The 12,570-nt window shown below is 50.9% G+C and carries 12 protein-coding genes; 1 reads left to right on the top strand and 11 read right to left on the bottom strand.

Annotation, left to right across the window (positions count from 1 at the left end; genetic code table 11):
* A partial coding sequence (locus AB1763_02330; GenBank protein MEW5831660.1) for a flagellin occupies positions 1–761 on the top strand: 761 nt, incomplete at its 5' end.
* Positions 762–843: 82 nt separating this feature from the next.
* Here the strand turns inward: AB1763_02330 and AB1763_02325 are convergent.
* The 11 genes from AB1763_02325 to AB1763_02275 form a co-directional block, all read right to left on the bottom strand.
* Complete coding sequence (locus AB1763_02325; protein ID MEW5831659.1) at positions 844–2,859, bottom strand: 6-hydroxymethylpterin diphosphokinase MptE-like protein; 2,016 nt, start codon at positions 2,857–2,859, stop codon at positions 844–846.
* Positions 2,860–2,950: 91 nt separating this feature from the next.
* On the bottom strand, positions 2,951–3,658 hold the full coding sequence (locus AB1763_02320; GenBank protein ID MEW5831658.1) for a nucleotidyltransferase family protein: 708 nt from the start codon (positions 3,656–3,658) through the stop codon (positions 2,951–2,953).
* Entirely contained in the window at positions 3,655–5,133 is a 1,479-nt protein-coding gene (locus tag AB1763_02315) for a PfkB family carbohydrate kinase (GenBank protein MEW5831657.1), read from the bottom strand. The genes AB1763_02320 and AB1763_02315 overlap by 4 nt, the downstream gene beginning before the upstream one ends.
* The gene (locus AB1763_02310) at positions 5,120–5,905 is read right to left on the bottom strand and encodes a class I SAM-dependent methyltransferase (protein MEW5831656.1); all 786 of its coding nucleotides are present in this window, start codon (positions 5,903–5,905) and stop codon (positions 5,120–5,122) included. The genes AB1763_02315 and AB1763_02310 overlap by 14 nt, the downstream gene beginning before the upstream one ends.
* Positions 5,906–5,919: 14 nt before the next feature.
* Entirely contained in the window at positions 5,920–7,029 is a 1,110-nt protein-coding gene (locus AB1763_02305; GenBank protein MEW5831655.1) for a radical SAM protein, read from the bottom strand.
* 7 nt (positions 7,030–7,036) lie between these two features.
* Positions 7,037–7,666, bottom strand: a complete 630-nt coding sequence (locus tag AB1763_02300) for a hypothetical protein (GenBank protein MEW5831654.1) — start codon at positions 7,664–7,666, stop codon at positions 7,037–7,039.
* A 92-nt stretch (positions 7,667–7,758) separates the two neighbouring features.
* Positions 7,759–8,247 (bottom strand): transketolase, encoded by a 489-nt coding sequence (locus tag AB1763_02295; GenBank protein MEW5831653.1) that lies wholly within the window; start codon positions 8,245–8,247, stop codon positions 7,759–7,761.
* The gene (locus AB1763_02290) at positions 8,240–9,052 is read right to left on the bottom strand and encodes a transketolase (protein ID MEW5831652.1); all 813 of its coding nucleotides are present in this window, start codon (positions 9,050–9,052) and stop codon (positions 8,240–8,242) included. Before AB1763_02290 ends, AB1763_02295 begins: the two co-directional genes overlap by 8 nt.
* On the bottom strand, positions 9,049–10,035 hold the full coding sequence (locus AB1763_02285; protein ID MEW5831651.1) for an SDR family oxidoreductase: 987 nt from the start codon (positions 10,033–10,035) through the stop codon (positions 9,049–9,051). The genes AB1763_02290 and AB1763_02285 overlap by 4 nt, the downstream gene beginning before the upstream one ends.
* 9 nt (positions 10,036–10,044) lie before the next feature.
* Positions 10,045–11,139, bottom strand: coding sequence for a radical SAM protein (locus tag AB1763_02280; protein MEW5831650.1), 1,095 nt, complete (start codon positions 11,137–11,139; stop codon positions 10,045–10,047).
* Entirely contained in the window at positions 11,132–12,568 is a 1,437-nt protein-coding gene (locus AB1763_02275; GenBank protein MEW5831649.1) for a glycosyltransferase, read from the bottom strand. The genes AB1763_02280 and AB1763_02275 overlap by 8 nt, the downstream gene beginning before the upstream one ends.
* Positions 12,569–12,570 lie beyond the last annotated feature (2 nt).

Below are 12,570 nucleotides of genomic sequence, written 5' to 3'. Positions count from 1 at the left end.
TCAACGGATTGACACTGCTCAACGGCGGTTTCCAGAATAAAGCGTTCCACATCGGTGCGTATTCGGGTGAGACGGTCAAGATTACAATCGAGGATGCGCAGATCGCCAGTATCGGTGAATTCGCAACAAGTACAGGTGGAACTGCTATCGGTTCAGGTACATTGGGCGGCGCAAGTCAGATCAGTTTGGCGGTACGGGTAGGAACAACTACTATTTCTACCGGTGGATACAACGGAGCAACTGGAAATACCAGTCTTGAGAATGCGCAGGGGTTGGTTGACCTCTTTAACAAAAATGCGCAAATGGAAGGTGTATCGATTCGTGCGAGCGTTATTGAAGCGGGAGCGGGGACTGGTGGATATACCATTCGGTTGGATGCAGGTAGTTCTTTTGCCGTTGTCAATAATGCGGGAACGGCTTTGGCCAACTCTGTTGTTACATCGGCGAACACACTGGATACGGTAGACGTTACGACACGTAAAAAAGCAGAGTTCGCGATTATCAAAGCGGACTATGCGCTGAAAGATATCAACAGTATCCGTTCGGATATCGGATCGGTACAGAACCAGCTGGAAGCTACGGTACGGAACATTTCGGTTACGCAGGTGAACGTTACGGCGGCGGAGTCGCAGATTCGGGATGTCGACTTTGCGGCAGAATCGGCGAACTTTGCGAAACTGAACATCCTTGCGCAGTCGGGTTCATACGCGATGTCGCAGGCGAATGCCGTTCAGCAGAACGTATTGAGACTGTTGCAGTAGTAACACCCTCTCAAGCAAGCAGCCTCCGGGCTGTTGCTTCTCTCTTCCTTCCTTTTTCTTTTTTTTCCTCTTGAAATTTTGTTTATTCGGCTAAAGCCGCGATTGCCAATTCGGCGTTATTGAGCGAGGTTTGGTAATGGTTATGCAGTTTGAGAAGCTGGGCAACGACGATTTTCTGCAGTTTTTTGGTATGCCGCTTCGGATTGTCGATGTTTTTGCTGTTAATGAATTCGCCGATGTATCCTGAAATGTATTCCAGATAAACGGTAAAAATCTGTGCCAGTTCTATGTCTCCGGAAGACTGGACGAGCTGAGAGACCATTTTGCTGTATTCCTGGAAAAAAAGCTGTAACGATGAAACGTTGCTTTCTGAGAAGTTCGTGATGATCTCCAATGTTCTTTGGACATGTTCTCTACGAATATCAAATTGTTTACTTTCTTCGGGTGTGAGTCTGGATGATGAGACATCATGAAAAAAGGATTCAAGACGGGAATGAATAAGAGTCTGATCCAAAGAAGTGAATTCTTCAACGCTGGTGACTTTGGTCGGTAGTGTGCCGTAAAAGAATGCTCCGTTGTTCAGATTGTAAACGTGCTGGTTTTCCGATTTGTAGAGACGTGTAAAATATTCCATGCGGTGCAATGACATTTCAAAGAGCGGAGTCGTGAAAACGGTGGCAAGAAAGTTGCCTTTCACCGGCATCGTCGATGCAAAAAGGTCCAGAACGTTTTTGTCGTTAAGAGTATTTTTCCCTTCCAATGTCGTATCATTATGGTGATCCCCGGCATGCGTCCGACCTGTCTCCGGATCGAGTGCCAGATCAAGCCCCAGAAGGTATAAAGACCGTGCATCAAAAAGGAGACAAAGCGCGTACGTTAATTCGCCGACACTGAACCCCTCAAGATGGCCGAAGCTTTGTTTGTACCGGGTGCGTTCTTCAAACAAAAATATCTGCTCTTTTTTGTAGTACCGCGTAAAAACGTGCATCGGGATGCTCGGAGTGAGAATAAAGAAAGCATCTTTGAGAAAATCGGGGTTTTCCAGACGGGCAAAGGTTTGAAGCAGGTGGAATTCCGATTCATCCCCGTGAACAACGACATGAGGGACAATCGCATGTTTCTCAAGCGCTTTGACGGCATTTAAGACACACACGATGATGAACTGATCGTGATGGCTTTTGAGCCATTCGATGTTTTTATCCAGTGAAGGCCCGGGAGCGACGAGCAAGACCGGTTTTTCTGAAAAAACGGTGTCGCAGTGATGGTTTGAAAGGTTTAAAAAACGGTATCCTTCTTCCATGGTGCGAAGAACACGGGCGTTCTTTTCAAGGAGACGATGATGCGAATAGGTCAGATGCGACTGGGATGCGATAAAGCTTTGCAACTGCGGGATCAGATGGGCGTACGCATCCGAGAAAAGCGAAAACTTCAGATAGTTGTTGTACAGAAATCCGATATGAAAAAAACGGTTGAAGCGTTCGCGGAAATCGGCCGGAGTGTCGGCGATACAGAAGTGAAGCTCAGAGCCCCCGAAAGCGGACGAATAATCGGTGACAAATAACGAAAGGCGGAAAATTTCAAGATTGTTTTCGATAAAAAGATACATATGGCTTTTGATTTTTTGGTGGATTTGGGCCATGTGTACTCCAAGTCCCGTACCCAGAAATATGTATTTGTAGATTTGCAGCAGGGGTTTGTCTTTCGGTGCGACCTCGTGAACGTATCGGATGACCGGTGCGGTTGTGGCGTACGAACTCTTGGTAGGATCAGTTTCGGCGGCGGTAGCGGCGGCATTTTCAGAAAATTCAAAATTGTAAAAGGTTTCCAGTACCGATTCGGTTTTATTCATCGACACCTGCTCGGTGCAGGTGCGTGCATGTTCGAGGCTGGACTGGTTGTAAAGACAATAGCCGCTCGAGAGTTCTTTGACATCAAAATACCCGTCGCGGTATTCCAGCGCATAGTTTTCCCGATAGTTTCCTTGTTCAATCGCCTCCTGAAGAATGGAAATTTTGTCGTAAACATGTTTGTGATGCTCTTTAAAAAAGGTTAGATTGTTTTGAAACGTTTGAATGGCTTGTTCTTGGATGCGTTCCATTTTTGTCCTTGGGTCGGCTGTTTAAGGTGTTATTGTAGCAGGAATGTCAGGCGAATCACGGCTTTTGGGCGACATTCATCGGAAAGTTTTTTCAATCTTTGTAATTCGAAACCTCGATTTGTGCCAACGCATAACTTTCAAGCGTTCCAATGTCTCTGTGATAGCGGTCGTTGTGAAACGTGAAAATTTTTCCGACGAAAGCGGGGAGCACTTCGGTACTGAAATCGACGCGCTCTTTGTGCAGCGTTTCGATGAAGGCGATGACCGAAGGTTCGAGGATATAAACCGCGGCGTTGGCGAGGTTGCCGGGAGGGTTTGGAACCTTTTCGAAAAAAGCGCTGACGACGCCCCGCTCGTCGAGTTGGACGATTCCGCAGCTTTGGGGAGTATCGGTGGCAAACGTCATCATCGTCATTTCACATCCCGCAGGGCGGGTACGGTGGGCTTCGATGAAGGCCGAAAAGTCGCAGAAACTCAGGTTATCGGCATGTACGACCATAAAAGCTTCGTCTTGGAGATAGGGCTTGCATCGGAGCAGCGTCCCCCCCGTCAGCAGCAGTTCTTCTTCGTGCAGCAGGAGGACCGAATCCCTCCAGGGGGAGTTGCGGACATGCTTTTCGACGGTGCCGGCCATGTAGTGGGTGTTGACGATAAAGCGTTCGATTCCCGCATCGCTCAGGTGATCGAACCAGTAATCGAGCAACACTTTTCCCCCGATCGGGACGAGGCATTTGGGGAGCTTATCGGTCAGGGGGCGTAGTCGGGTACCCAGACCCGCCGCGAGCAAGACGGCGGTCATTCGACGATTTCCTGTTCCAGCTCGCCGAGGTTGAGCGGGATGTTTCCCACACGACCGACCTGGCATGCCGCGGCAATCGAACCGATGTAGGCCCCTTCCATGACGCTGGCCCCGACGGCGATCGCCATCGACGCCGAGATCAGCAGAGAATCCCCCGCCCCGGCGACGTCTTTGGGAGAGCGGTTGAGAGCGGGGATCTGGTCGGTGACCCATTTTTTGTTTTTGTCGGCGTGAATCAGAACCCCTTCGGAACCCAGCGTGATGAAAACGTTGGAAATGTCACTGTGTTTGCGCAGTTTCTCGGCCAGGACGATGAGCCCCGATTCAAAATCGTTCAATGCCAGCCGTGCCTCTTTTTCGGTGGGGGTGACGAGGCGCATATGGCGAAATTTTGAGATGTCGCCGATCTGGGAGGAGGACTGGCTGTCGGCGACCATCATAATCTCCCGCTTGAGCCCCATGGCGGTGATTTTGTCGATAAGGCGCTGCGGCAGGCAGCCGTAGCTGAAGTCGGAAAAGACGATCAGGTCCGTGTCGTCGATGGCACTTTCGATTTCTCGGCAGATTTTATCCTGGAGTTCGATGTCGATATGGTGCTGTTTGAGATGGTTGACCCTCAGCAGGGTTTTGTTGTGGGCACGGAAACGCTGTTTGAGGGTGGTCGGACGACTGGCGTCGCCGAAGAGTTTGCATTCGACGCCGTAGTCGTGCAGTTTCTCTTCCACGAAACTGGAATACCGGTCATCCCCGAGTACCGAGAAAAACCGTACTTTCGCCCCCAGTCCGGCGGCGTGAGAGGCGACGATGGCCGCTCCTCCGATGAATTTGTCCGACGAGAGGGGTGTGACGACGATAGTGGGGTCTTCCTGGCTCATTCCGATGGGATCGCAGGTGATGTACTCGTCCACAATGGTATCGCCGATGACGACGACCCGAAGATCCCGGAATTTCCGGAGGTAGGAACGGATGGATAGGGGTTTGACCCTATGCCGTTTCATAAAACTTTCGGGTTTGTCGATCGACGCGGCGTCAAAATTTTCGAACTCGCTGCGCAAAAGCTGCATGGAGGAAAAACCGATATCCCCGGAGCTGAATACCAATTTGCCGCCATAAGCTTTTACCAAGGACTCTTCGGGATTGTGGTGCAGTTTGTGCTCACTGCCTTTGACGATAATATTAGGTTCAAGCGCTTCGATAAAGTTCCAGGGTTCTTCATGCAAAATCAAAGCGTAATCCACATACATGGAATGTCGGATGGCTTCAAGTCTGATATTCGCATCCAATAATTCATTATCAGAAGAAAAATTGTTGATGCCTACAACCAAAAAAGCGCCATTGGACTTTGCAAATTTGAGTAATCGGAGGTGTCCGGGATGGAGAATGTTGAAATTACCGTTAATAAAAACAATAGTAGCGTTTTGTGCCAGTTTGCGGATTTTACCGACATGTTCCGTGATGAATTTACTGTGAGCCATGATGGGGTCCTTTGGATTGCATAACAACGAAAATCTCATTTGTTGGAACTTCGACAATTTCAGGCAACGCGTTCAATGAGCCGTTTAGAATACTTTCCCGATAAGGTAAGGGTGTTCGGCTTAAAAGTCTTTCAAGATAAATTCTTGCATTTTGTTCCATCATGTATGGTTCATAGGCGATTATTTTCATCCCGAGGATCTCCGCCAATATCTCGAAACTTTTTTTCGTCCAATAAGTCAAATGTTCTGGGGGTTTGTAATAATAAGGAATGACACCTTCGGCATCGACGGTTGTCATAATCATAAATCCATCTTTATCAAGATGCGAACGGAGGATTTGAAGCGTTGGGAGAATGTTGTTAAGATGCTCCAGCACGCCCCAAAGGGTAATTGCATGAAATGAACGATGAGGTAGTGTTTCAAAAGAGGCTTTTACTCGGGAATTCGGATGGTCCGGGTTGAGCTCGATGCCAAAACAGCGTTCTCCGGCAACGTCGACAAATTCGCCTTTGCCGCAACCGAAATCAAGAATGAAATCATCCGGTTTGATTCCAAGCAATTCCAGTTTTTTTAGATTTCGCTTAGCGTTTCGCCGCACAATAGCCGTATCGGCACGAACATCATGATAGGTATGATAAAAATCCTGTAGAACCTGATCGTTTGGATTTGGCACGGTATATTCTAGCCCGCAATCGCTACATTTGCAGACTTTATAGATGGTATCGACGATGACCGAGTAGTTGCCGGATTCTGTAAAACATATTGGGCACACGTATTCGCCTTTGCCTAGATAAAGTTAATGTGTTGAGGCGGGTTGCTTTGGGGTTTGCGCAGGTCGATCAGCCCTTTTTTATAGGCGTCGAGAAACTCGTTGGGTTTGTGCTGCAAACACAGCGAGCCGCACATTTTCTGGGCATTGAAACGGGGTGAAGCGAGGTAATTCATCACATCCCAGTAGCGGTCGCTTTGGACGATGTCCTTGAACCGGGTCGTGACGATGTTGCCGATATGGAATTTTTTGTACCGTTCATTGAACAGCATCCCGCACGGTGCGACGAGCCCCGAACCCGAAATCTGGATCTGGAACGGGGGACCGTAACAGCGCTGGTAGCTGCGTTTCCCCTCCGAACTGATTTTCGACCATTTGACCGACACCTGGTATTCGCCGTCCGAGTACGATTCGGCTTCGTGCAGCAGATCGTCGAGCTCGGCGTATTTGGAATAGTCGACCCCGAGCTGGCCGTCTTCGCTGTCGCTGGTATGTTTGATGACCAGATAATCGGGGCGCAGTTCCTTGCCCAGTTTTGCCAGGGGAATCACCTGATCGGCATCCTGCGGCATCAATACCATCTGCATTCCGATCGTGACGTCGAGGTTGTCACGCTTTTTGATGTCCACCATATCACGGATGTTCCTGCAGACCTGGTGGAACCATTCCTCTTTTACCCCCATGATCTGGGCGTATCGGGCAGGTTCGCCCGCGGAGATGTTGACCCGCAGGTAGGTGAGATGGGGAAGGATCTTCTCGAGGCTTTCGCGCGTCGAATTGTAGCCGTGGGTAGCCGCGGCCATCGAAATGCCCAGTTGCGACCCCCGGATGATCGTATGTTCGAAATGGGGAGAGATGGAACTTTCGCCGTCGGACACGAGGCTGATGGCTTTGACTCCCATTTCGGCGCAGTCTTCCAAAAAGGCGTCGATCACTTCGCGGGTGATGTCGAAACGGTCGTTTTCCTGCAATCGGGCATAGCAGAAGCTGCACCCGTAGTTGCAGGCCCGGGTAAGAGCCATGTCGATGGTGATCGGAGCGATCCGTTCTCCCCGTTCCCAGGCTTCAATCCGTTCGCGGTGCCAGGCGAGTTTCGTGGCGTCGAGGATGAGTTTTTCGTCTTTCATGGGACCCCTATGTCCGTTTTTTGTTGCGGTCTTGCATGTTGTGGTACATGACTTCGATTGAAAACCCGAAAACCGAGTACAGATGCAGTTCGAGGGCAAACAGCAGGGCGGGTAGCCGATCGGCCGATACGTCGGGCAGATCGATTTCGATGCGTGAATCGCTGATAAAAACCACCTCGGATCGGGTATCGACCCCCGTCGCGTTCAGAAAGCCGCGCACGGCGTCGGTGATCGCGGAGAGCTTGTGTTCGGCGTTTTGCGAACGCCATGACGCATCGGCCGAGGCGAAAAAGGTACTGACTTCACCCCCGTAGAGCGTTTGGATGCGGTAGGTGCGGAGCACGTCGTCGAGCATCTCCTGAAAGAGGCCGAACGGAGGGGCCATGTTGGCTGTCTGGACGATCCCCGGCACGCTTCGGCGGTACCAGGAGTCGCGGAGATTCTCTTCGAGTTTCAAGACCGCATGGTTCTGGGCTTCGAGGATCGGAAGCCCCTCGAGGATGCCGCACAGGTTCGAAGCGATTAGGGGGACTTCCGGGGCGACAGCGGTGTGTGCTGTGAAAAAAGCGGCGTCGATCCGATGGGTGGAGGGGTCGACACACAGGGTAAGGGTGATCCCGCTGGCGGAGCTTTCCAATCGGAGTGTGGAGGGCGAACATCGTGCTTCAGGCCGTTTCGGGAGTACGGTTTCCGCTAGTCGGCGAGCGTAAGGTGCAAGGGATGATGTGTTTACTGGCATCGCAGATATACCGGTCCTTCGTGGGATAGTGCTTTGGCTATATCGGCCTCGAGGGTCGTTTTTGAAGGCTCTAGGATCAGTATGTTTTTGAAAATCCGCATCATCGCCAGATCGTCGTTGTCCATGCAGTGGCTTCTGCCGAGTTTGTCGAAATAGTTGTCGGCCCCGACCCCGACAAGGAGGACGCGCGCGGCGTGTTCGTTGAGGTCGTAGCGGATCTGTTCGTAAGCCCGCATCACCAGAAACGGAATCTGCGAGTAGACGATAGGCCGCATTCCCGCCAGATAAAGCCCCATCGCCATGCTCACGGTTGCTTGCTCGCAAATGCCGACGTTGAAGGCCCGTTCGGGATGGTTGCGGAGAAAATCGTCCAACACGGCAAATCCCATGTCTCCCGCCAGCAGGACCATTTGAGGGTCGTTGCGAAAGAAGCGGTAGAGCTCCGCCATCACCTCTTTTTTGGTTGCGATCTCACTCATGGTCGTCCTCCAAAACGTATCCGTCTTCGGTCGGACAGCGGAAATGATGGCCGATCGAGTTTTCGATGAAACCGATTCCCTTGCCTTTGACCGTATTGGCGAAGACGATCGAGAACATGCCGCGTGACTGCCCGGAGAAAAAAGGGGAAAAAGCTTCACGCAAAGCTGCTTCGTCGTGTCCGTCGAGATCGTGAAAAAAGTCCGTATACGAAGAGAGCACTTTGGAGAGCCGCGGGTTGTCAAGCCCGACGTCTTCGACCCGGTCCATCGCCTGAAGTCCGTTGGCGTCGACAATGACGAGCAGGTTGTCCAGTTTCATCCGATACGCCAGGGTGAGCGCTTCGAAATTGCTCCCCTCCTGCATTTCGCCGTCTCCGACGATGCAGACGACTTTGTTTTTGACCCCCTGCAGTTTGAATGCTTTGGCGATTCCGACGGCGATCGGGAGACCGTGCCCAAGCGAGCCCGTCGAAGCCTCGATCATGTAATCGGGATTGCGGGTGAGGCATCCTTTGATCGACGCCCCGGGACCGTAGAACCGTTCCAGCTCGAAATCGGGGAGGAAGCCCAGTTCGTTGAGGATAACGTAATAAGCGTAAGCCCCGTGTCCTTTGCTAAAGATCAGCCGGTCGCGCGAAGGACTTTGGGGATCGGAAGGATCGTAGGAGAGAAAATCGCGAAACAGCACGCCCAGGATTTCGACGCACGAGAGCGAGGGGGCGAGGTGTCCCGCTTTGGAGCGGCACGAGAGGGCGATGGTTCGCTTGCGGATATGGGCGGCATCGAGATTTTTCATCGTCTTCATCCCAGGTATTTGAACCAGTCCCGGGTCGCTTCTTGGATGCTCTCTTCGTCCCACACGGGAGCTTCCCTCCACAGCTCGATGTTTTCAAGCATGATCTTTACCCCTTCTTCAAACGAGATTTTGGGTGCCCATCCCAGATGCCGCTTGATCTTTGAAATGTCGGCGTAAGTGCAGTCGGGTTCCCCCGGACGTTTGGGGATGTGGATTTTTTCCGCCCCCAGGAGTTCGACGAGCCGGTTGACGGAATACGTATTGTCGCTTCCGACGTTGAAAATCTCCTGCGTGATTTCGGATCTCGCCGCCGCGTAGCAGGCCGAGGCGACGTCGGTGACAAAAGTAAAGTCGCGCGTCTGTTCGCCGTCGCCCACGACCGTGAGGGGCTTACCGGCGAGAAGCTGCGCGAGGAAAACGCCGAAGACCGCACCGTAGGTTCCGCCCGTGCGGTGGCGGGGGCCGTAGACATTGAAGAAACGCATCGATATGACGGGGAGCCCGTAGATTTTTCCCCAGTTCATCACGTATTCTTCACCGAGGTATTTGGTCAGGGCATAGGGGTATTGCGGATCGATTCGCGCGGTTTCAGGGGTGGGATAGACGTCGGGAATGCCGTAGCACGACGAAGACGCGGCATAGACGAGTTTTTTGATATTCGCTTTGCGGGCCGCTTCGAGGACGCGGATCGTTCCGTCGACGTTGGCACGGTGGTAGGTGATCGGGTCGTTGATCGAGGGGACGATGTCGGCGAGCGCGGCGAAGTGGAAGACGTAATCGGCATCGCTGAAATAGGGGTCGAGATCGGTCGCATAATCGCCGATATCGGCCTGTACGAAAGCGACGTCAGGATTGTCTTTGTGGTGGGAAAGGTTTTCGAGCCTTCCGTTGGCAAGGTTGTCGATGACGGTAACGCTGAATCCCTCCTGGACGAGGAGATCACACATATGAGAGCCGATGAAACCGGCTCCTCCGGTAACGATTGCTTTCACGCTGAACCTTTAAATAAAATTGTCGTGGGCCTGCGGGTTTTTCAGCCGCCACAGGTATCGGTTGATTTCGTCCATCCGGCAGTTAACGCGGCATCCGTTGATGTCGAGTCCGTTTTGGACGTACTCGTAGCTCAGACGCCGTTTTTCCCCTTCCCAGATCTGTCGAAATCCCGCTTTGTTGATGTTGCCGTAGCAGAACTCTTCTTTCCCCAGGTAGGCGCTGCATCCGTAGACGTCTCCGTTGGAAGCGATATAGCCCCAGAAAAACGGGGTGGAGAGGCATTTTTTGTAGGCGTGTTGCTTTTCGGTGTATTTGCGCATCGTATTGGCGCGGAAGACGACGTTGAAACGGTCGGTATTGCACTCGGCCAGTTCGGCTTCGAGATCCATGAACTCGTCGTAGTTGATTTGTTCGTAGAGGTGCGTTTCGCTGAAGAGGTGCTGGGAATAGGGTTTGATGACGAGATAGTCCAGCCCGATCTCGGCGCAGAGCCGTGCGAGGGCGACGGCGCTGTCGCGGTTTTCGGGCAAAAGGAGCATCTGGGCGCCGAGGGTGCAAGTATATCCTTGCTCGCGTTTGAGCTTGACCGCGTAACGGAGGTTTTCTACAACGCGGTGAAAATCGTCTTCCTTGGTCTGGTGGATTTGGGCATAACGTTCCGGCGTCCCGGCATTGAAGCTGACTTTGATCCACGAACAGTGGCGGACGAACGTTTCGATGCTTTTGGTGTTGCAGGGGACGAAATTGGTCGTGATCGAGGTGTCGATCCCGATGCGGCTGCAGTGTTCGACGACCGATGCGAGCGGATTGAAAAGCAGCGGTTCCCCCTCTCCCGCGAACATGACGCTGCGTACCCCTCCCGCTGCCATTTCATCAAGAGCGTTTTTCAGGGCCTGTTCTTCCTGACCGATTTTTTCGTAGCCCATGTAGTCCAGCGCGCAAAAGGTACAACGGTGATTGCATCCCCCGTAGGGGGAAATTTCGACGTAAAGGGGATAAACTTTTTTGAGCTTTTCCCAGTCGCTCCCTGCCTCGCTCCACTGCGCGACCCGTTCGGGGTGAAAAATCAGTTTGTGCGAATCGATGTTATAGCGATCACCCATTTTTTAATTGTTCCTTGACGGTAGAGATGATACGGCCGGCGAGGTGCTCGTAGCTGTTCTCGTCGACGATGGAGGCTAAATCTTTCGTAGAATCTTTCTCTATGATCCGAATAATATCATCCACAGTCCGGAAATACTCGAGGGACTCTTCATAAAAGGGGGGGGTATCGTTATAGCGGCAGTCGTAGACGATAGGTTGGCATCCGCATGCGGCAGCTTCGAGCGTTCGTTGCTGTAAAACATACATGCTGTGCGGTACCAATGTATATACGGCACTATTATAGAGTGCAGCCACTTGATTATAAGGAATCGATCCTTTGCAATAAGGTTTCAGGATATCATACTGTTCCCATCCCCAGCCGTAGATTTCAACCGGCAAACCTGTTTCCTGATGAATTTTATGAAGCCACAGAACACTAACATCCCGTACCGCATAGGCAATAATATGATTTTGGATGTATTGGGGCTCCAAATTATGTTTTTTTGCCAACTTCTGAATCATCTCGGGTGTAAATTCTTGACCCATCTCCAAAATATCTATGACTTCTTTTGTAATGTTTGCATTTTGATGCTTGGGATCGATGCGGGGAACGTATGAACTTCCGATAAAAATAATTTTCTTTTCACGTTTTATTCTTTCGTCGGGTTTAAAAATAGTTTTATTGACACAAAACGATTGGCGGCTGAATGGAACCTGCTTTTGTTTCAGTAAAAGATCAAGATCGGGAAGTAGAGAATAGACAGTATCCCGCTTTCGCAGAACGATAGGTTGGTTACTTTGCAGAACGGGCATAAAGTCTTGAAACCAGATAAAATTAAAAACATTTTCGTGCAAAAAGCTATTGTTTAAATGGTTGATGTTAATGATGATATTCGGTTTGAACTGGACGTAATGGACCAGATGCAGGAAGGTATCGATTTTTTGCATATCGTTCTCTTCGATGGAGAGAAACACTTCATACCCGAGTTTTTTAAAAGCATCGGCTATGTTTTGACTAATGTATTGCATAACGGTTGTTTCGCGTGAAGCGATGAGAAAAACTTTTAGCGGAGCTGAGAAATCGGGTTCTGCCTGTTTTGCATCGTTCATAAGGACGCGGGTCAGCGCATCCCGTTCTTTGACAATGGATTGCAATGTCTGTTTGATCACCGAAACCAATTCGTTTTTCACTTCAGACGAATATTCTTTGTTACCGAAATGGATTTGTTCGGGCAGGCGGTTTTTGGTAGTGAGAAAGTATTCGTAAAAATTCCCGATAGGCACGTTGATGCAGTTTTCGGGCGCGTGAGGAATGAGCTCTCCGTCGTAATAGCAGATTTGCAACCCGTCGACATGTGGGTTGGATGTTCCGACCCGCTTTCTTTTTTTCGCTTCTTCCAAAGCGGTTGTCGAATCGAAACAATAAATATCTTTGGAATGGCTATCCACCT

The sequence above is a fragment of the Campylobacterota bacterium genome, assembly GCA_040752835.1.
In the GTDB taxonomy this organism is placed as follows: Bacteria; Campylobacterota; Campylobacteria; order Campylobacterales; family Sulfurimonadaceae; genus Sulfuricurvum.
This window is presented reverse-complemented; position numbering and strand designations above follow the sequence as displayed.

Bases quoted from the DNA above. Each gene is read 5' to 3' on its own strand.
- AB1763_02325 (MEW5831659.1), bottom strand. From the start codon at position 2,859: ATGGAACGCATCCAAGAACAAGCCATTCAAACGTTTCAAAACAATCTA.
- AB1763_02320 (MEW5831658.1), bottom strand. From the start codon at position 3,658: ATGACCGCCGTCTTGCTCGCGGCGGGTCTGGGTACCCGACTACGCCCC.
- AB1763_02315 (MEW5831657.1), bottom strand. From the start codon at position 5,133: ATGGCTCACAGTAAATTCATCACGGAACATGTCGGTAAAATCCGCAAA.
- AB1763_02305 (MEW5831655.1), bottom strand. From the start codon at position 7,029: ATGAAAGACGAAAAACTCATCCTCGACGCCACGAAACTCGCCTGGCAC.
- AB1763_02295 (MEW5831653.1), bottom strand. From the start codon at position 8,247: ATGAGTGAGATCGCAACCAAAAAAGAGGTGATGGCGGAGCTCTACCGC.
- AB1763_02290 (MEW5831652.1), bottom strand. From the start codon at position 9,052: ATGAAGACGATGAAAAATCTCGATGCCGCCCATATCCGCAAGCGAACC.
- AB1763_02280 (MEW5831650.1), bottom strand. From the start codon at position 11,139: ATGGGTGATCGCTATAACATCGATTCGCACAAACTGATTTTTCACCCC.